This window comes from Streptomyces rectiverticillatus, from assembly GCF_013394065.1.
Taxonomy (GTDB): domain Bacteria; phylum Actinomycetota; class Actinomycetes; order Streptomycetales; family Streptomycetaceae; genus Streptomyces; species Streptomyces rectiverticillatus.
Genome location: NZ_CP040752.1, coordinates 6628776 through 6648488 on the forward strand (window position 1 = coordinate 6628776; position 19713 = coordinate 6648488).

Below are 19713 nucleotides of genomic sequence, written 5' to 3' on the forward strand. Positions count from 1 at the left end.
GGTAGTCGGGTGAGCCTGCAGACCGAGCCGAGTCCATGGCGGGATTCCCGGTTCCGGGTGTTCGCGGCGGGGAATCTGGCCAACAACCTCGGCGAGGGCATGTACGGCTTCGCCCTGCCCCTGCTGGTGCTGAGCTATACGGGTTCCCTCGCGACGATGGCCCTGCTGGTCGCGGTGTCCCCGCTGGTGATCACCGTCGCGGGTCCGTTCCTCGGCCACGTGGTCGACCGTTACGGCTCACGCGTCCTGGTGGTGCCCGGGCTGCTGCTGCAGCTCTGTGCTTCGCTGGCCCTCAACTTCGTGCTGCTGGGCGGGCCCGCGCCCGTGTGGAGCCTGTACGTGGCGGAGGCGCTCGTGCAGATCGGGGCCGTCTCCTACCGGGCCGGCTGGCTCGCGGGGATCCCCGCCATGTTCCCGGACAGCACCGGGCGCTCCCGGGGATCGCTGACCGTGCTCTTCCAGACGAGTCTGATCCTCGGGCCGGCACTGGCCTCCCTGCTCGTCGGCCCGCTGGGCTACACCGGGCTGCTCTGGCTCAACAGCGCGACGTTCCTGGCCCCGCTCGTTGTGTGGTTCCTCGGCGTGAACCCGGTGGCCGGCCAGAAGCGGTACCAGTCGGCCCCGGTCTCCTTCGTCGAATCGCTGCGTGCCGGGCTGCGCATCTTCTCCCGCGGCGAGAAGATGGGCACGCTGCTGCTCCTGATGGTGCCCGCGAGCTTCACCTTCTCGACCGGCACCACGGCGCTCTTCGTCTTCCTCGCCCGCGACGCGCTGGACGCGTCGCCGAGCTCCATCGGCGTCGCCCTCGCGGTGGCCAACGTCGGCGGGCTCACGGGGGCGCTGATCACGGCCGAGATCCCCCGGTGGAAGATCCGCACCGTCACCGTGCTGGGCCTGGCCAGCGCCGGCGGGGGCCTGCTGCTCATCGCCTCCGGGGTGGGCCTCGTGGCGGCGACCGCGGCCCTCACCCTCTTCTTCATCTGTGAAAACGTCATCGCGGTGGCCACGGAGATGGAGATGTTCAGCTCCGTGCCGCCCGAGCTGATCGGGCGGGCCACCGGGATGTGGCGGCTGGCGACCGGGCTTCCGACCGCCGCTGCCCCTTCGGTGATCGCGTTCCTCGGCGGATTCCTCGGGCCTCGGGCGATCTTCGTGGTGCTCGCCGTGGTCGCGGTCGTACCGCTGGCCTGGCTGCTCGGCCACCGTTCGGCGCTGCGCTACGAGCACCCGGCCTCCGGGGACCCCGGTCGGCCTGAGGAGGACAATCGCGGGACACGCGGTGGTTCTGTCAGCCGTCGGTCTTGACGCACGTCCGGTCGCTCGCCGGGAGTTCGCCCGTGGCCAGGTAGGCGTTGACCTGGCGGTCCACGCAGGCGTTGCCGTACTCGAGGTAGACCCCGTGCTGGTTGGCGCCCTTGAGGGTGATGAGCTTGGAGCCGGGCAGCATGCCGTGCAGCGCGCGCCCGCCCTCGTAGTCGGTACGCGTGTCGCCGGTGGCGGCCACGATCAGCGCCGGGGCGTCGTGCTGCACCCGGGTGGGCTCCTCGCGCGGGCGGTCCCAGAAGGCGCACGGGCCGATGTTGTTCGTGAGCGGGCCGAACAGCGGGTGGGCGGCGCGGCTGCGCTCGATGTCGCGCCAGTAGGTCCCGGGGTCGCGCGGGGCGGCCCCGTCCCCGCAGAGGATGGCCGTCTGCGCGCTGCCGTACTGCGCATTCCTGCCGGTCAGCATCTCTTGCAGCGTCTTCTTGAACTCGGGGGAGAGCGGGGCCGGTTGGTCGTCCGCCGCCTTGGCCAGGGTGGACACCTGGTCGCCGAGCTCCGCTCGCGCACTGTCGTGGTCCGAGGAGAGCCCGGCGAAGATCAGGGTCGGCACCCGGGTGTCGTCGAGCCGGAAGGAGTCGGGGGCCGTGCCGAGGGTCAGCCCGCGCGTGGACGCCTCGACGATGCGGTCGACGGTGGAGAGCACCTGGGCGCGGGTGCGGCCGAGGCCGTAGGTGTCGTGCTTCTTCGCCGCCCAGGCCGCCCAGTCGGCGAGCGCCTGCTCGTTCTCCTTCTCGACGCCCCGCAGCAGCCGTGGGTTGTAGCGGCGCGGGTCGATCGCCCCGTCGAGGACCATCCGGTCGTAGCGGCCGGGGAACATCTGGGTGTAGACGGTGCCCAGGTAGGTGCCGTACGAGTAGCCCAGGTAGGAGATCTTGCGTTCGCCGAGCGCGCCCCTGATGACGTCCATGTCGCGGGCCGTGTTGCGCGTGCTGATGTGCGGGAGGAGGGAGGGGTTCGCGGCGCGGCACTTCGCGGCCAGGTCCTTGTGCAGGGCGACCTGCCGGTCGAAGCTTTCCCGGCCGAGGCCGGCCGAGTGGATGGAGTGGCCCACGGGCCAGTGGCAGTCGAGCGGGGTGCTGCGGCCGACGGAGCGCGGGTCCATGCCGATGATGTCGTAGCGTGCGCCGACGTCCTTCATGGCCTTGCGCATGTCCGGCGGGTCGCCGAGGGCGGGGCCGCCGGGGCCGCCGAAGTTGATCAGCAGGGGGCCCACGCGGCGGCGGGTGTCGGTGGCCTTGAGCCGGGATATCGCGACGGTGATCGTACGGCCGCGGGGATCGGCGTAGTCGAGCGGGACGGTCACGTCCGCGCACTGTGCGCCGGCCTTTTCCAGGTCACGGCCCGTGGTGTCGTCGGGGCCCGTGATGCAGCTGCGCCAGTCGAGCTGCTGCTGGTAGTAGCGGTCGAGACCGGCCCCGGGTGGTGCCGCGGCGGGCTGCGCCACGGGGGCCGTGCGCCCGGAGGCGAAGGCTGCCGGGGCCGTGGTGAGACAGGCGGTCAGGGCGAGGCCCGCGGCCGAGGCGCGGCGCGCGGCGACGGAGCTGAGGATGGTCATACACCAAAACGCTAGTGACGCGCCCGCCCGGGATCACTCCGGCTGACCCCCGTATCCCTGCGGGGGCCTGCTCCATCACCGGCTTCCGGCGGGCTGTATGAGGTCGAAGGGGGCCGGGTCGCGGCCCTCCCAGATCCGGCGGGAGGCTTCTTCCGGATAGGGCACGGTCTTCGATTCGGCGTCCAGGACGCGCGTCAGCCGCTGACCGGGGCGGTAGGCGGGCCATCCGGCGTCGCCGGTGGTGGCGAAGCGGACCCACGCCTGCTGGAGTTCGCGCGATACCGCGACGGCTTCGGGAGCGGGCCGGTCACCGAGGAGTCCCCGGCCGGCGGGGCTGTCCGGTGTGCCGAACGCCAGAGGGACGTCGAGGCTGTGGCAGGCGCCCAGGGTTCCTCCGAAGGCAGGGGAGGACAGCTGCAGCTCGAACAGGAAGGACCTGCCGCCGGCCGCCGCGTTCGCCTCGGCCAGCCGCAGCGAAGGCATCCGGAACAGGGCGTCGGAGTACACCGATTCCAGCAGCTCCTGCGAGCCGGCCCGGGGGTGGGCGGCCCGGTAGGCGTCCGCGCCGTCCGGTGCCGGGGCGAACAGGTCCAGGGCCGTACGGGCGTCCTCGTCGGTGAAGGTGCCCAGGCGCCCGCTGAGGACGCTGAACAGCCGGAATTCGTCGCGGGTATGGCCGACGAGGAGCTCGGTTCCGCTCGCGCGGCCGCCGGTGAGGGCGGGCCAGGGCGTTTCGGGAAGGACTTCACCGTCCACGACGGGGCATATGGCGACACCTGTCTGCGCGAGCCGTCCCCAGTGCGCGCCGTGGCCGCGCAGGTCGGCGCTGAGGGAGGTGAGTTCACCGGCGAGGCGCTGGGGGTCGGCGCCGGCGAGTGCGGCGGCGGTGGGCGCTGTGCCGAGCCGGTCCGCGAGCGCGGCGGCGACCTGTCCGGCCAGGGCGCGGGTGCAGTAGTTGCCCGGCACCGAGTGGGCGACGGCCCGCCGGAACAGGCCGCGGGCCGGCTTCATCGTCAGCAGGGCGGCGACCGACCCCGCCCCGGCGGACTGCCCGGCGACGGTGACACGGCCGGGGTCCCCGCCGAAGGAGGCGATGTTCCGCTGCACCCACTGCAAGGCCGCGATCTGGTCGAGGAATCCGCGGTTGGGCGGTGCGCCCTCCAGGAGGGCGAAACCCTCGGCGCCGATCCGGTAGTTGATGCTCACCACGACTAGCCCAGCCCCGGTCAGCGCCGCCGGGTCGTACATCGGGTCACTCGATGCCCCCGCGATGTAGGCACCTCCGTGGATCCACACCAGAACCGGCAGCCCCGCAGCGCCCGGATCCGGAGTGCTGACGTTGAGGGTCAGCCAGTCCGTTCCTTCCTGCGGATTCGCGCGCACCGGGCCGGACTGCGGTGCCGCGGGGCCGAACTCCGCCGCCTGCCTGGTCCCTTCCCAGGGCAGGGGAGGGGCGGGCGCGGCGAACCGGAGCGCTCCCACCGGCGGTTGGGCGTAGGGGATGCCGCGGAACACGGCGTGGCCCGGCCGCCAACGGCCTGCCACCAGGCCGCCGGTGGTGCGCACGCTGGGCTGTTGAGGCATGTCGCTTCCTTCCTCTGACCATGCGTGAAGTCGCCCAGGAAGCCGGCATCTCCCACGGGGCGCTGCAGCACTACTTCGCCTCGCGCGGGGCGATGCTCTCCTTCGCCATGGACTTCGCATCCGAGCAGACCTCGCAGCGCGTAGGGCTGGGCCTGCAAGAGCTCGGCGACAGGCCCCACCCCCGCGACGTGCTCCGCCTGATGCTCGCGGAGACGCTCCCCCTGCACGCCGACGCCCGCGCGACCAGCCGGATGAGCGCCGCCTACGTCCTGGAAGCGCTGCACGACGAGGACGTCCACGCACGGGCGCGCGGCGGCCTGCTCCAAGGCCGCGCCCTCGTCGAGCAGCTGATCCGCCGGGCGATCGCCGCAGTTCCTGGACGAATTCGCTAATCCGGCTGTGGGCGTGAGGTGCTGAACTCCTCGTGCATGTCGCGCCGGTAGCGGTAGGACAAGGCCGCCTGGATGAAGTGCCGGAACAGGGCTTCCGACGAGGCCACGGCCGGGTCCGGGCTGGTGCCTTCTGTGTCGGTGTACCTGCCCGGCATGCCGGGCAGATGGGTTTCGGGGTGCCACTGGACGCCCATGACGGGTGCGCCCGAGCGCGTCTCGAAGGCTTCGACCGATGACGAGCCGTGCGCCGAGGTCCGGGCGGCGACGGCCAGGATGTCGTCGGGAAGCCGTCGCACCTCTGTGTTCTCGGCAGCCTGCGTGCTCTGCCGGAAGCTTCCCGGAACGACCTCGGACGCCGCCGCCCAGTGGGTACTGGTCACCGGAGCGCCGGACAGTGCTTCCGTGCCGTTCTGCTGAGCGGAGGCGAAGGCGTCCGCAAGCCGGGTGCCGGAGACGATGTCGACCGGATGCCGCAGACCCCACACGTTGTTCTTGTCGGTATGCAGGGCACGCTCGGCTGCGGGCAGCGTCTCCACCGCCCCGCCGTAAGCCTCCAGCAGCCGCCAGGAGCCCGCGCACACGGCGATGACTGGCATGCCGAGGTTCTTCGCCTGCTCGATCAGGGCCAGTTCGTAGGCGGCTCGGCTTCGGTGTTCCTCTCGCACGTGCTTCTTGGTCCTGGGCGCGTTGACGGAGTTGTGCCGGGCGTCTTCGGGCGCGCCCCGCTCACTGGCGATCTGGGTGTCATTGGCCGACGGCGCCCCGGGGATCAGAAGGGCGTCCACCCCCTCCAAGTGGGCGCGCACTTGGGACGCCTCAGTCGGACGGGCAGGGGTATCGGCACCCGATGCCGCCGCGCCCGGCGGCAGCGTCCGGCCTTCCACCTGTACGTCTGCCGCCAGGTCCGACATCGCGGAGACGGCCCTCAAGTCGTATCCGGTGTGCGCCGATCCGCGCCCGTCGGTCCGGTACGGCACTCCGACGACGACTTTCCTCGCTTGACGGGACGGCGCAGCGCCGCCGCCCTGCGCACCGACAGCGGCCGCCGTCGCACGGTTCCCTCGTGTCTGCTGGAGCGCGGTGAGACGAGCGGCCACGGCCGAGTCCGGTGGCCTTCCTACGGTGGCGGAGGGTTCGACCGGCTGCGCCTCTTCCGTGCGCTGGGTGCGGTGCACGTGCGTCTCCTCTCCCGCCGGGGCCACCGGACGCGGTTCCCGGGACTGCATGCTCGCTCGGAGCCGCGCCGCACGTCTACAGGCCCGATCCGGCCTGCCGACCCGGCGCGTATGAGGAAGGCCGAGCGGCTGTCAGGGCCACGGGTAGCCGAGCGCCTCGGCGGACTCGCGGCTGCCGCCCCTGACCTCCGCGTAGCCCTTCGGGTCCTCCGTGGAGAGACGGCGCAGCGCTGCGGCGGCCTGCTTCTCCGGTGGTGTGCCGTCGTCCTGGAGTTCCCAGATGAACTGCAGGTAATGGCCGTCCTCGCCCCGGCGCCCGGCAGCGATCCCCGGCCGGAACGTGAACGACACCGCGATCGTGTCCGGCTCGCGGAAGTCGGTGCCGGACCAGTCCAGGCGTGCGTCCCACCGGGCGAGGATGCCGGGCCGGTCACGTAGTCCCGCATCGATGAGCCGCGCGGTGTTCCGGGCCGGCCAGGCCCAGGAGCGGTCGGTCTCCGCACGCGTGACCTCGGCGTCGTAGGCGGCCGCGTCGAAGCGGTACTCGGGGAGCTCGGGCGCGGGCTGCCGGTTCGGCAGGGTGCCCGGGCGGCGCCAGTCGCGCCACACCACCTGGTCCCCGTCGCGGCAGATGGTGACGTGGAGCGCGCCGCAGCAGCCCTCGGTGCAGTACGCCTCGGCGAGCTGCACTTCCCGGGGCTCTGCCGTGGCCCGAAGGCGGCCGGTGTCGAGCAGGTACTCCGGGGAGTGGGCGGGGCCCCGGCCGAAGACCTCGGGCACCAGGGGGCGGCCGTCGATCAGGAGCCGCGTCTCGACGGATTCGGGGACGGCCGGGTCGCGTACGACGACCTCGATACGGAGCCGGCCCGCAGCCGCCGGGCGGGTGAAGGGCTGCTGTGCGGCGCGGCGTATCCAGTGGACCCGGCGGCGTTCGGCGGGATCGGTGAGGTCGGTGGGTTCACCGGCCGGTACGGCGGCCCAGGCGGGTGCGGTCAGGACGGACTCCAGAGTCTCCAGGAGCGCTTCGCGCTGCCCGGAGCGCCAGTCGAGGAGAACACCGGGCCCGCTGTGCAGATCGAGGGCGACGGAGAGCAGGATCGCGTAGTGGTCGAGGCCGGGAGGCAGTTGGGAAGCGCGGGCCACGAAGGCCTCGTACGCGGCGACGGCCCGGTCGTAGGCGAGGATCTCGTACTGGTAGTCGTCCGCCCGCGCCATCCTGACCAGCAGGCGTCCTGCCTGGGCCAGGGTGGGTGCGTCGACGGGATCGTTTCCGATGATGTCGTCGAGCATGACGGCCTCCGCGATTCTGCGGGCGGTTTCGGACCCCACGGCGCGGGGGTCGAGGGGGACGGCCAGCAGCCCTTCGCGGGCCGCCCGGTCGTCGCGGGCGAGCAGGGCGTCGACCAAGCGGCGCAGCTCCCGGCCTTCGGTATGGCGGCTCAGCCACACGAGGGCGCCGGTCGGGCAGTCGATGGCGGTGAGGGCCGCGACGACCGGGCGGGTGAAGCTCCGGAACAGGCCGAGGACCGTGAGGCAGGGGATGTCCTCCGGCTCGCCGAGGCGTGCCAGAAGGTCGATTCCGACGCTCACGGCCGGTGCGCTCGTGCCTGTACGGACCAGGTGGCGGCCGAGGGCGCGGGCTGCCGCTGCGTTCTCCAGGGGCAGTTCGGCGACGGCGTCCCGGAGGTGGGAGACCTGTGTGCCGAGTGCGCGGAGGCGGCGGTGCACTTCGCCGGCGGCCCGGAGTGTGTCGGGGTCGCTCAGCAGCGGGGCGACGGCGTCTGTTGCGGCGTCCCGGACTTCGGCCCGGTCGAGGTCGCCGGGCTGCCGGGCCGGGGCCGGATCCGGCAGACGGTAGCCGCGCCGGGGAGGGCGGCCGTCGGGCTCTGCGTCCCGCAGGCGCAGAGCGTAGGCGTACAGGGAGGTCCGAGGGGTGAGCGCAGTGCGCTCTTCCTGGGGGCTCACCAGGCGGGGTGGGACTCGATTCCGTAGGTCATGCAGAGGATCCTGCCAGGCCCGCAGGGCCTCCCGCCAGGCATTTTCGCGGGACCGGTGACGGCACCGGTGACGGCGCCGGTGACGGCTTTGTGCGGCGCGCCGCCGCGGGCTGACCGGCCGCCGGGGTGCCGGTCACCCGTTCACGACCTCGTTGGCCCGGCGTACGGCCTGCCAGCAGACGGAGCACAGATCCAGCCAACGCGGCCCGTGCTCCTCGGAGTTGACGACCACGGCGCACCGGGCGGGCTGCCCGCAGCCGAGACACAGGTGCCGTCCTTCGCGTACGCGGAGGTGGAGGTCCGACTCGTCCGGGTCGGCGGGCGCGCTCGCGAGCAGCGTGGGCTCGGCGGCGATGAGGTGGAGCAGCCCTGCGGCGGTCGCGGCGTTCACCCGGCGACCGTAAGGCACGCGCACCCCGGGACGCCATCCTTCACATAGTGAACACAAGCCTTCCCGGGCCCCTTGCTTCACCTTGATCGGCGGCAGTAGTTTCATAATGAAATGATCCGTCCATTCCCTGTACGGCACCCGCGTCCGCGACTACTTCGCGGCGCCGAGGTCGAGTACCTGACGATCCGGGGCGCGCCGGCGTGCCCGGCGACGGGGCACGGAAGCATCGTGGACAACACCTCGGTCCACGGACTGCGGACCGTGTTCCTCGGCATCGGGGCGTGCGTGGCGTCCAAGCACGCCGCCGTGGCCCTGACGCGCGTCGCGGCGCTGCGCCCACCGTTCCCGTCCTTCCCGGCCATCCGCTGGAAAAAGCAGAGAGGTGATGTCCCCCATGCACCCCGACCTCGCACCCCGCAACGCCGCCTGCCTGCTCTTCGACTGGGACGGCACGCTGGTGGACAGCCAGTACACCAACTACCGCGCCATGGCCGCCGCCCTGCAGCAGGAGGGCGTCGACCTGGCACAGGAATGGTTCGACGCCCGTACCGGCCTGTCCTCGGCCGAGATGATCCGTACCCTGCTCGACGAGCGCGGACTGAGCCTGGGCCGCCCCCTCGAGGAGGTCGTCGCGGCGCGGGACGCGCTGTTCCTCGAGGAGGCGCACACCGTACGCCCGCACGCGGCCGTCCTGGCCGTGGTGGAGGCGATGAAGCACCGCCTCCCGATGGCGGTGGCCTCGGGCGGGGCCCGTCACATCATCGAGACCACGCTGAAGCACCAGCCGTTCCACGACGCCTTCCAGGCCCTCGTCACGCGCGACGACGTCGAACGCGGCAAGCCCGCCCCGGACATCTTCCTGGCCGCGGCCGAGGCGCTCGGGGCGCACCCCTCGCGCTGCCTGGTCTACGAGGACAGCGACGAGGGAATCGCCGCGGCGCACGCGGCGGGCATGCCGGTGATCGACGTGAGGCCGTTCACGCGTCGTTGACCTGCACGGACGAAGCCGCCGTCCGCCCGGCCTGCTGGGCCGGGATGCGGCGTACGCATTCGATGAGGTAGTCGCCGCTGTCCGGGTCGAGCGTGACGCCGTGGGCCTCGCTGTGGAAGCCGGGGAAGCACCGGTCGAAGGATTCCAGGGCCTTGAGGTAGCGCAGCAGCGGGCCGTCCTGCGTGCCGGTGTTCTCGCCGGGCATGAGGACGGGGATGCCGGGCGGGGTGACGGTCACCATGGCGGCGGCCACCCGGCCCGCCGCCTCGGCGAGCCGCACCCGCTCGGTGCCGCCGCGGATGAGGCGCTGGTAGCAGTGCTGGGGCGGGGTGACGGGCTCGGGCAGCTCCTGGAAGGCGGTGTCGAGCAGTTCGACCAGGTCCGTCTCGCGCAAGTGGTCGTGCATCTCCCGGCACAGCCCGCGCAGGGTCCCTCCCGTGTAGCGCTGCGGGTGCGCCTCGACCAGCTCCGGCAGTACGCGCTCCAGCGGCGCGTCCTCGTCGTAGAGCGTCTTGAAGTCCATCAGGGCGTCCATGAGCGTGCCCCACTTGCCCTTGGTGATTCCCATGGAGAACAGGATGAGCGTGGTGTAGCTGTCGGTCTTCTCCACCACGATGCTCCTGGTGGCCAGGTAGGCGGTGAGGACGCGGGCCGGGATGCCCCACTCGGCCATCCGCCCCGAGGCGTCGATGCCCGGGCAGGTGAGGGTCACCTTGACGGGGTCGAGGAGGCAGTAGCCCTCGGTCAGGCCGGGGAAGCCGTGCCAGTCGGCGCCGGGCTCCAGCTGCCAGCAGGACGGTTCGGTGCGCAGCAGTTCGGCGGGGGCGTCGGCGAAGGGCACCTGCTCGCCGGTGGCGGGGTCGGTCACCGTCTCGGGCTGCCAGACGCCGAAGAACCAGCCGGGCCGGTCACCGGCGGCCGCGATGCGGCGGCCGATGCGGACGACCGTCTGGCGGAAGCGGACGGCCTCGGCCACCGCCTCGTCGATCAGCCAGCGGCCCTGCGGCCCGTCCATCATCGCGGCGGCCACGTCCAGGGAGGCGATCATCGGGTACAGCGGCGAGGTGGTGCCGTGCATCATAAACGCCTCATTGAACCGCTCGTGCTCCACCGGCGCCCGCGGCGCGGGTTTGACGTGAACCATCGCGGACTGCGACAGCGCGGACAGAAGTTTATGGGTGGACTGGGTGGAGAAGACGGTGGGCCGTTCGGCCCCGGGGAAGGTGTCGGGGCCCACCGCCATGCCGTAGCGCCCGGCGTAGAGGGGGTGGAACCGGGCGTAGGCGAACCAGGCTTCGTCGAAGTGGAGCCGGGGCGTGCTGGGCGCGAGCGCGCGGGCGACCTGCAGCGCGTCGTAACACAAGCCGTCGTAGGTGGAGTTGGTGAGCACCGCGTACTGGGCGTCGGGGGAGACCGCCCCCCGGGTCAGCGGGTTGCGGGCGATCCGGGAGGCGACCGACTGCGCCCGGACCTCGGCGGGCGGCAGCGGGCCCGCCAGCCCGTACCCGTTGCGCGTGGGCACCAGGTAGACCGGTCGCGCGCCCGACAGGACCAGGCCGTGCAGGACCGACTTGTGGCAGTTACGGTCGACCAGTGCGATCTCGTCGCGCGTGACGCTGAAGTGACCGACCATGCGGTCGCACGTCGAGTCGCCGTGCAGGACGAAGTAGGTGCGGTCGGCGCCGAAGATGCGGGCGGCGTTGCGCTCCGCCGCGCCGACCGGGCCGGTGTGCTCGAAGAGCGATCCCAGCTCCCCGACCGAGATCGACAGGTCGCTGCGCAGCAGCCGTTCCCCGAAGTGGTCGTAGAAGGCCCGGCCGACCGGGGACTTCAGGAAGGCGACGCCGCCGGAGTGGGCCGGGGTGTGCCAGGAGTACTCGTGCGTGTCGTCGAATCGGCGCAGCGCCTTGAAGAACGGCGGCAGCAGGTCTTCCTGGTAGCCGCGGGCGGCCCGTGTGATCCGTCCGGCGATGAAGGGCGCGGTGTCCTCCAGCGGCCAGATGTAGCCGACGACGGTCTCCGCCACCCACAGCGGCAGGTGGTCGAGGTCCTCTCCGGCCGTGATCAGGAAGACCGGAAGGTTCTGGAAGCGGCGGCCCACTTGGCGCAGCACACCGGCGCCGCCCGGCTCGCCGCCTTCCGTGCCGCTCTCCTTGTCGTCCTCCTTGCTGCTCTCCCTGCCGTCCTCCCCGTCGGTTCCGGGAAGCCCCCACTCGATGACGGCGGCGGCCAGCCCGGCCTCGGTGCGCAGCACCGCCCGTGCGTCGTCGCTCGTGGAGGCCCAGCGCACCTCGTAGCCGGCTGCCGCCAACTCCTTGTGGATCCGGCGCAGTTGATCGGCACCGGTGCCCCCGTCCCCGGAGTTCCCCCGTACTGCGAACAGAACCGTCCCGTCTGCCATGGCGCCCCCCTGCTGCTCTGCTGCGATGTTTGATGCGGTGTCTGCCGCGGTGTTCGAGAGGTAATCGCAAGAACACGGGCAGCGGCGCAGCGACCGGGGCGAAACCACCCCGATGAGGGAAAGAATGGGCGCCCCCGGCGACCCTGGCAGCGAGCCTTCGCCTTGGACGGTTACGGCTCGAAGCGCAGGGCGCGCAGGATCTCGCCGTCGTCGGCCGGGTGCGCCCGCTCCAGCATGCGGCGCAGTTCCGAGGTGGCCACCGGTTCGTACACGGTGACGGTGAGGGTGACCCCGTCGCGCTGCAGCGCCAGCCCGCCTGCGGTGCTCCCGTCGCCCAGCTTCCGGGTTACGGAAGTGAAGCCTCCGCCGAGGTCCTTGCAGGTGGCGGGGCCGGGCAGGGTGTCGTCGGCGCAAGGGGAGGCGCTGCCGGGCGTCACCTCGTACTGGAACGGTTGCCGCTGCCGGTCCTTGCCGGAGCCGGTGTGGCGGTAGCCGAGGCGGAGCCCCCGGGCCGAGATGCTGCCGTTGCCGGGGTCGATCTCGTAGCCGTCAGGGGCCTCGGGCAGCAGAAGGTGCTCCCGCGAGAGCGGCGAACCTTCGAGCAGGGAGGCCAGTTCCTCGCTCCGGTCCGCCTGGTACCCGGACCACAGCAGGAAGACCGCGGTGCCGGCGATCACCGTTCCTGCAGCGGCGCGTACGGCCCGGCCGGGCACGGACAGGGCCGCGAACAGGGCGTACGGCAGGCCGCACCACAGGAAGAGCGTCGAGTCACCGCCCAGGCCGATGTCACCGGATCGCCGGGCGAGGTATCCGAGCGCAACCCCGGCGCTGCCTCCCAGGAACGCCGCGACCGCCCACCCCACTTGCCCGGAGGTCGTGCGGCGCACGGGCCCCGTGTCCCGGACCGGCAGCCCGGCCGCGAACAGCAACGCCACCATCACCGCGCTCCCGGCCACGAGCACGCCCACCGCGCCGGGCAGGCCGCCCGCCCACGCCCATACGACGCCGACCTTCCACGCCCAGGGCACCACGAGCGCTCCGGCGAGCCATGCCGTGCCGAGGAGGAATGCGACTGGTGCCCACCGTGTCCACCGTCTGCCTGCTTGATCCATAGGACGATCGTGCGCAAACACTCCTCGGAGCACCTGAGTACGCATACTCAGAAGGCGGCCGGTGTCGGTCCGGTGTCTGTCCGGTGTGAAGGGGCGAACGATGAACGCGGCGGCGGCGGATCCGGGTTCGGATCCGAATCCGGATCCGAACCCGGCGAACACGAGCGGGCTCGGGCTCAAGCGGCGTCTCGGTGTCTTCGACGCCGTGGTCATCGGCCTGGGGTCGATGCTCGGGGCTGGGATCTTCGCCGCCCTCGGACCGGCCGCCGGCGCCGCCGGATCCGCTCTGCTGCCCGCCCTGGCCCTGGCCGCGCTGGTGGCGTACTGCAACGCCACCTCCTCGGCACGGCTGGCCGCCCGCTACCCGGCCTCGGGCGGAACCTACGTCTACGGCCGCGAGCGCCTCGGCGACTTCTGGGGCTACTTGGCGGGCTGGGGCTTCGTCGTGGGCAAGACCGCCTCCTGCGCGGCCATGGCCCTGACCGTGGGGACCTACGCGTGGCCCGGACAGGCCCACGCGGTCGCCGTAGCGGCCGTGGTGGTGCTGACGGCGGTCGACTACACCGGGGTGCAGAAGTCCGCCCGGCTGACCCGGGCGATCGTCGCCGCAGTCCTGGCGGTCCTGGCGGCGGTGGTCACCGCCTGCCTGACCGGCGGAACGGCAGAAGCCGGCCGTCTGCACATCGCCGCGGACGCCGGCGCGGGCGGGGTGCTGCAGGCGGCCGGGCTGCTGTTCTTCGCGTTCGCCGGGTACGCACGCATCGCGACCCTCGGCGAGGAGGTCCGCGACCCCGCCCGCACCATCCCCCGTGCGATCCCGCTCGCCCTGGGCATCACCCTCGTGGTGTACGCGGCCGTCGCCGCCGCGGCGCTGTCCGTCCTCGGCCCCGACCGGCTCGCCGAGGCCACCGCACCGCTCGCGGAGGCCGCGCGCCTGTCCGGCGCCCCCGCCCTGGTACCCGTCGTCCGCGCCGGTGCGGCCGTCGCCGCCCTCGGCTCCCTGCTCGCCCTGATCCTGGGCGTCTCCCGGACCACCCTCGCCATGGCCCGCGACCGCCACCTGCCCCACGCCCTGGCCGCCGTCCACCCCCGCTTCGCCGTCCCGCACCGCGCCGAACTCGCCGTCGGGGCGGTCGTCGCGGTGCTCGCCGCGACGGTGGACGTACGGGGCGCGATCGGCTTCTCCTCCTTCGCCGTCCTGGCGTACTACGCCATCGCCAACGCCGCCGCGTGGACACTCACCCCGGAGGAGGGACGTCCGCCGCGGCCGGTCCCGGTCATCGGCCTGACCGGCTGCGCAGCCCTGGCTTTCGCCCTGCCGGTGACGTCGGTGGTGGCCGGAGCCGCGGTCCTCGCAACGGGAGCGGCCGCCTACGGGCTCCGCAGGTCCGTGTCCCGCGCCTGACGGGCGCCCGCGCCCTCACGAGGCCAGTGCCGCCCAGGGGCCTCAACCGGCGTGGACGGTGCGTCAGCCGTCCGGCTCGGCCGCGGTGCGGTCAGCGCGCGGAAGCCGCCGGCCCCGCTCTGAGCGCCAGGGCTTCCGGAATGGCGGCGAAGGCGGAGCCGAGCTCGGCGGCGAGGGCGCTTCGGCCCGGATCGCCGGGGAGGGACACCCATGTGTCAACCGCGTAATGACAGGCGGCGATGAGGAAGTCGAGGGCCAGGCGCAGGCGCAGGTCGTCGCGGGGGTCTTCGATGCGGAGCCTGTGCCGGAGGAGCCCGGCCGCGCTACGGGCCGTACGGTCGCAGAAGTGCAGGCCGTGGGCGTCCATGGAGGGCGTCTCGGCGGCCAGGCGGCGGCTGAGGCGGACGCGTCGCGTCCATCCCTCGTCGGTCATCCCGTCCAGCGCCGCGAACACCGACGCCTGCAGGGCCTCCAGAACCGTTTCGTCGCCCGGATCGCGCGTCTCCAGGTCGCTGAGGAACGCGGCCCACAGGTCCTGGGTCGGCGCCATCGCCACGTCTTCCTTGCTGGCGAAGTTACGGAAGAACGTGCGCTTGGAGACCTCGACCGCGTCGCACAGCTCGTCCAGCGTCGCCCTGTCGAAGCCCCGCTCCGTGAACAGCTCCAGGGCGGTGTCGATCAGCGCCTGACGGGTGCGCAGTTTCTTGCGCTCGCGCAGCGGGAGGCGCTCTGCGGCCCCAGCCGCGGCCCCAGCCGCGGGCGCGGCCGCGGGGGTGCCGGGAGCGTCAGGTGCGTCGGTGGTTGCCATCACGGTCAGTGTAGCGGGGGCGCCAATGCCACCTGTAGGTTAATGCCGCCTGTGCGTTAATGCCACTGAGTGGCACCATCTCATCGGCATAGTCGATCTCGAAAGGGCTGACCCTCCATGCGCGCACTCCTCGTCGATCCCGCCGCCCCCGGCCGCCTGCGCCTGGGCGAGGTACCGGACCCCGAACCCGCCCCGCACCAGGCGCTCGTGCGCACCGCCGCGACCTCGCTCAACTTCGGCGAGGTCCGGCACGCCCTGGCGGAGGCACCCGCCGGGGCCGTACTCGGCTGGGACGCCGCCGGTGTCGTGGAACGGGCCGCGGCCGACGGCTCCGGCCCCGCCGTAGGCACCCCCGTGGCCACGCTCGCCCCCGACGGGGCCTGGGCGGAACTGCGCGCGGTCGGCACCGATCTCATGGGCACCGTCCCCGCCGGCGCCGACCTCGGCGCCGTCAGCACCGTCCCCGTCGCCGGCGCCAGCGCCCTGCGAGCCCTGCGGCGACTCGGGCCGGTCCTCGGCAAGCGCGTTCTGATCACCGGCGCCACCGGGGGAGTCGGCCGGTACGCGGTCCAGCTCGCCCGCCGCGGCGGAGCGCACGTCATCGCCTCCACCGGCGACCCCCGCACGCACGGCGACAGCCTGCGCGCCCTCGGCGCACACGAGGTCGTGACCGGCCCCGAAGCCCTCGCCGAACCCGTGCACGGAGTCATCGACATGGTCGGCGGACGGCACCTGGTCGAGGGCTACGCCCGCCTCGCCGAACACGGCACCCTCGTCTCGGTGGGCCGCGCCGCACAAGGCCCCGACACCTTCCCGCCCGGCGCCTTCGCCGGCGCCCCCACCGGGCACGACCGCTCGCTGACCAGCTTCTTCCTGCTGCGCTGCACGGGACTCGGCCCCGACCTGACCCTCCTGGCCGGCCTCGTCGCCTCCGGAGAACTCGACCCGCAGATCGCCTGGCGCGGCCCGTGGAACGCGGCCGCCGACGCCGTCGGCCTGCTCCTCGGACGCCGCCTGCACGGCAAGGCGGTCATAGACCTCGCCTGACTGCCCTGCCCTGCCCTGCTCGGTCCGGGCGGGGCCCGGGCGCTGACGGCACCTAAGATCGCCGGATGGACATTTCCCGGCTCCCTGCAGAGGCGCGGCAGCGGCGCAGCGCCGAGATACGTGAATTCCTGCGCTCGCGCCGGTCCCGGCTGACCCCCGCGGACGTGGGAATGCCGTCCGGCGGCGGGCGTCGCACCCCCGGCCTGCGCCGCGAGGAAGTGGCGGTGCTCGCCGGGGTCGGGGTGTCCTGGTACACGTGGCTGGAGCAGGGCCGCGAGATCAACGTGTCGGCCGACGTGCTGGACGCCATCGCGCGTGTGCTGCGCTTCGACGCCGCCGAGCGGGAACACCTGTACCTGCTCGCCGGCCTCAACCCGCCGCAGGCACCCGCGTCCACGTCCGCGTCCGACCGGGAGGTCCCCTCCGGGCTCCGGCGCGTGATCGACGGCTGGCTGCCGAGGCCCGCCTACGTCATCGACCGGCACTGGAACCTGGTCGTCGTCAACCGCGCCGCCCGCGTGGTGTTCGGCTACGACGAGGGCGACCACAACTGTCTGGTGAGCTTCTTCACCAACGCCCGCCACCGTACGGCGCTGCACCGCTGGGAGGACGGGGCGCGGGCGATCGTCGGCCGGTTCCGGGCGGACGCCGCCCGCTACCCGGACGATCCCGAGTTCGGCCGGCTCGCCGCCGACATGTGCGCCGCGAGCCCCGCGTTCGCCGGCATCTGGGCGGAGCACCCCGTCGGCAGCGCCGCCCACGGCATCAAGGTGCTCGACGTCCCGGAGGCGGGGCAACTGGCCTTCGAGTACACCACGCTGCCCCTGTCCGACCTCCCCGGCCATCGCCTGCTGCTGTACACCCCTGCTCCGGACACGGACACCGGCTCACGGCTGGAGGCCCTGCTGTCCGTGCCGGAACCGCAGGCAGGCTGAGCCTCGACATCGCCGGGCGCGGCCTGACGCGGCCTGACGCGGACTCAGGGTGGTGGTGTCAGACCCAGGCTCAGCCGGCCCTTCCGACCGGGACCGGCCCGCTCGAAGATCGTCGGCATGAAGCGATTCACCAACAAGACGGTCCTGATCACCGGCGGCACCAGCGGCATGGGCTTCGCCACCGCACAACGGCTCCTCGACGAGGGCGCGTACGTCGTCGTCACCGGGCGCGACCAGGCACGCCTCGACACCGCCGCAGCCCGGCTCGGCGCCGGCCCGGAGCGCATTCTCGCCGTCCGCGCGGACGTGGCCTCGCAGGCCGACCTCGATCACCTCATGCGGCGGACGGAGACCTGGCGCGGCCACCTGGACGCGGTCTTCGCCAACGCGGGCGTCGGGGTGTTCAAGCCGAGTGCCGAGATCACCGAGGCCGACTTCGACCACGTCGTCGACATCAATTTCAAGGGCGTCTTCTTCACCGTCCACAAGGCGCTGCCGCTGATGCGGGACGGCGGCGCCGTCGTCATCAACGCCTCCTGGACCCTGCACCGCGGGCTGTCCGTGGCGTCCGTCTACTCCGCCAGCAAGGCCGCCGTCCACAACCTGGCCCGTACGCTGGGCGCCGATCTCGCCCCCCGCGGCATCAGGGTCAACTCCGTCAGCCCCGGTTACATCGACACCGAGATGTACCGGGAGGCGAACCCCGCGCCCGACGCCGAGGCGCGCAACGCCGCGGAGGTGCCCTTGGGCTCCCTCGGGCACCCCGGTGACGTCGCAGCGGCCGTGGCATTCCTCGCTTCGGACGACGCTGCGTACATCACCGGCCAGGACCTCGTCATCGACGGCGGCCTCGTCGGTTCCGTGCCCGCCACGATCCAGGGGTGACGCGTGGTGCACGAGACGCTCTCGTCACCCAAGGCCGGGCGCACGCGGGAGACGAGGCGCGCCACCGCCACCGGCACCGGCACTGGCAGCGGCAGCGGCGCGGGCCCCGGCATCGCGCTGGCGGCCGTACTGCTGACGTTGCTGATCCTGCCGACCGCGGTCACCGGGTCGGGAGTCCTGCTCCCGCACATCGGGCACGACACGTATGCGTCACTGGATGCCCTGCAGTGGGTGGTGCACGGCTACAACCTGACCTTCGCCAGCTTCCTGCTGGCCGGCGGCTCGCTGGCCGACCTGATAGGCCGCCGGCGCATGTTCGCGGCGGGCGCCGCGCTGTTCACGGCCGCTTCGTCGGCGAGTGCGCTGGCGACCGACGTGTACCTGCTCGACCTCGCGCGCGGCGCAGCGGGCATCGGCGCCGCCGCACTCCTGACCAGCGGCAGCTCCATCCTCGCCACGACCTTCGCGGGGCGGGCGCGCACCCGGGTGTTCACCGCCGTCGGCGTCGCCACGGGAGGCGGACTCGCCCTGGGAGCCATGGCCGCAGGGGTACTGGCGGACACCCTGGGATGGCGCTCCTTCTACGGCCTGCACGCGCTGCTGATGCTGCTGGTCCTGCTCACCGTGCCGTATCTACGGGAATCCCGCGGCGAGTCCGCGGCCGGTGTGGACTGGCCGGGAACCGTGACCTTCGTCGGCAGCCTCTTCCTCCTCATGCTCGGCACGGTCGAGGGGCCGCAGTGGGGCTGGAGCAGTCCCGGCGTCCTGGGCCTGCTCGCGGGCGCGGTGCTGCTGATGGTGGTTTTCGGCCTGGTGGAGCGGCGCCGGCAGCATCCGATGTTCGACCTGCGGCTGCTGCGCAACGCCCGGTTCACGGCGCTGTGCCTGATCCCCGTGGTGGTGACGTTCGCGTACGTGATCCTGCTGCCGCTCCTGCCCAACTACCTGCTGGTCGCGAACGGATCGACCAGCCGGGCGGCAGGCACCACGATGCTGCTGATGACGCTGCCGATCCTGCTCACCCCGGTCCTGGCCGGAAAGCTGATCAAGTGGGGTCTGTCCACCCGCTCCGTATTCGCCCTCAGCCTGGCGTGCCTGACGGGAGGCGTGGCCTGGCTCGCCACCGTCCTCCGGCCGGGGGTCGGCCCGGCGGAGCTGGCCGCACCGCTGATCGTGCTCGGAGTCGGCCTGGGTCTCAACTTCGGCCTGGTCGACGGCGCGGTGCTGACCGTCGTGGCACCCGAGTCCACCGGGGCGGCGGCGGGATTCCTCAACACACTCCGGCTGGGCAGTGAGGCCGTTGCCATCGCGGCGGCCGGATCGGCGCTGGTCAATCTGGTGGAGCACCGGCTGAGGGGCGGGCTGCAAGACTTCCCCGACTACCACGGGGACTCCGGCTCCCTGGCCGACAGCCTGAACTCGGGTGACGCGACGGGCCCTACGGCAACGCTGCCGAGCGAACTGCAGCCACGGTTCTCCGCATTCCTCGCGCAGGGGCTCACCGACGCCTGGCAGACCGTGCTGCTGGCGAGCGCTGCGATCTGCGCGCTCCTGTCCGTGGCGATCTACGTCATGCTCGCCGAGCGGCCGGATCCCGGACCGACCCGGTTGTGAGAGGCTCGCACAGCCCCCCCGACATGCCTGGTGCGGGCGGGTGACCTCGTCCTTCCGTCACCCGCCCGGGTGACGGAAGGAAGACGGCAGGAAGAACG

At 72.6% G+C, this 19713-nt stretch carries 16 protein-coding genes; 8 read left to right on the forward strand and 8 right to left on the reverse strand.

The features are described 5' to 3' along the window. Positions 1-9: 9 nt before the first annotated feature. Complete coding sequence (locus tag FGW37_RS28785) at positions 10-1305, forward strand: MFS transporter (protein ID WP_179083740.1); 1296 nt, start codon at positions 10-12, stop codon at positions 1303-1305. Here FGW37_RS28785 and FGW37_RS28790 read toward each other — a convergent pair. Both FGW37_RS28790 and FGW37_RS28795 read right to left on the reverse strand, forming a co-directional pair. Then, complete coding sequence (locus FGW37_RS28790) at positions 1289-2878, reverse strand: alpha/beta hydrolase (protein WP_179083741.1); 1590 nt, start codon at positions 2876-2878, stop codon at positions 1289-1291. The two genes, FGW37_RS28785 and FGW37_RS28790, sit on opposite strands and share 17 nt — an antisense overlap. 75 nt (positions 2879-2953) lie before the next feature. Continuing rightward, positions 2954-4462, reverse strand: a complete 1509-nt coding sequence (locus FGW37_RS28795) for a carboxylesterase/lipase family protein (RefSeq protein WP_179083742.1) — start codon at positions 4460-4462, stop codon at positions 2954-2956. A 20-nt stretch (positions 4463-4482) separates the two neighbouring features. Here FGW37_RS28795 and FGW37_RS28800 point away from each other — a divergent pair, with 20 nt between their 5' ends. Further along, positions 4483-4854 (forward strand): TetR/AcrR family transcriptional regulator, encoded by a 372-nt coding sequence (locus tag FGW37_RS28800; protein ID WP_179083743.1) that lies wholly within the window; start codon positions 4483-4485, stop codon positions 4852-4854. Here FGW37_RS28800 and FGW37_RS28805 read toward each other — a convergent pair. From FGW37_RS28805 to FGW37_RS28815, 3 genes are all read right to left on the reverse strand, one after another. Further along, a complete protein-coding gene (locus FGW37_RS28805; protein ID WP_179083744.1) occupies positions 4851-5660 on the reverse strand; it encodes a gamma-glutamyl-gamma-aminobutyrate hydrolase family protein in 810 nt (269 codons plus the stop codon). The two genes, FGW37_RS28800 and FGW37_RS28805, sit on opposite strands and share 4 nt — an antisense overlap. Positions 5661-6161: 501 nt before the next feature. Next, positions 6162-7994, reverse strand: coding sequence for a hypothetical protein (locus tag FGW37_RS28810; RefSeq protein WP_246430612.1), 1833 nt, complete (start codon positions 7992-7994; stop codon positions 6162-6164). 165 nt (positions 7995-8159) lie between these two features. Beyond that, entirely contained in the window at positions 8160-8417 is a 258-nt protein-coding gene (locus FGW37_RS28815) for a hypothetical protein (protein ID WP_179083745.1), read from the reverse strand. Between the two features lie 394 nt (positions 8418-8811). Between FGW37_RS28815 and FGW37_RS28820 the strand changes: the two genes are divergently transcribed. Then, a complete protein-coding gene (locus FGW37_RS28820; protein ID WP_179083746.1) occupies positions 8812-9408 on the forward strand; it encodes an HAD family hydrolase in 597 nt (198 codons plus the stop codon). On the opposite strand, the gene FGW37_RS28825 is transcribed toward FGW37_RS28820, so the two are convergent. After that, the gene (locus tag FGW37_RS28825) at positions 9395-11809 is read right to left on the reverse strand and encodes an Orn/Lys/Arg family decarboxylase (protein ID WP_179083747.1); all 2415 of its coding nucleotides are present in this window, start codon (positions 11807-11809) and stop codon (positions 9395-9397) included. The genes FGW37_RS28820 and FGW37_RS28825 overlap by 14 nt on opposite strands. 170 nt (positions 11810-11979) lie before the next feature. Beyond that, positions 11980-12921 carry a hypothetical protein gene (locus FGW37_RS28830; protein ID WP_179083748.1) on the reverse strand — a complete coding sequence of 314 codons (942 nt, stop codon included), beginning with the start codon at positions 12919-12921 and terminating at the stop codon, positions 11980-11982. Between the two features lie 100 nt (positions 12922-13021). On the opposite strand from FGW37_RS28830, the gene FGW37_RS28835 reads away from it, so the two are divergent. Continuing rightward, the gene (locus tag FGW37_RS28835; RefSeq protein ID WP_179083749.1) at positions 13022-14326 is read left to right on the forward strand and encodes an APC family permease; all 1305 of its coding nucleotides are present in this window, start codon (positions 13022-13024) and stop codon (positions 14324-14326) included. A gap of 91 nt (positions 14327-14417) precedes the next feature. Here FGW37_RS28835 and FGW37_RS28840 read toward each other — a convergent pair whose 3' ends face one another. Further along, positions 14418-15134 carry a TetR/AcrR family transcriptional regulator gene (locus tag FGW37_RS28840; RefSeq protein ID WP_179083750.1) on the reverse strand — a complete coding sequence of 239 codons (717 nt, stop codon included), beginning with the start codon at positions 15132-15134 and terminating at the stop codon, positions 14418-14420. A 117-nt stretch (positions 15135-15251) separates the two neighbouring features. Here FGW37_RS28840 and FGW37_RS28845 point away from each other — a divergent pair, with 117 nt between their 5' ends. From FGW37_RS28845 to FGW37_RS28860, 4 genes are all read left to right on the forward strand, one after another. Further along, a complete protein-coding gene (locus tag FGW37_RS28845) occupies positions 15252-16181 on the forward strand; it encodes a zinc-binding dehydrogenase (RefSeq protein ID WP_179083751.1) in 930 nt (309 codons plus the stop codon). 65 nt (positions 16182-16246) lie between these two features. Beyond that, complete coding sequence (locus FGW37_RS28850; RefSeq protein WP_179083752.1) at positions 16247-17116, forward strand: helix-turn-helix transcriptional regulator; 870 nt, start codon at positions 16247-16249, stop codon at positions 17114-17116. 117 nt (positions 17117-17233) lie between these two features. After that, on the forward strand, positions 17234-18001 hold the full coding sequence (locus FGW37_RS28855) for an SDR family NAD(P)-dependent oxidoreductase (RefSeq protein ID WP_179083753.1): 768 nt from the start codon (positions 17234-17236) through the stop codon (positions 17999-18001). A gap of 3 nt (positions 18002-18004) precedes the next feature. Then, complete coding sequence (locus tag FGW37_RS28860) at positions 18005-19615, forward strand: MFS transporter (RefSeq protein ID WP_179083754.1); 1611 nt, start codon at positions 18005-18007, stop codon at positions 19613-19615. Positions 19616-19713: the final 98 nt, after the last annotated feature.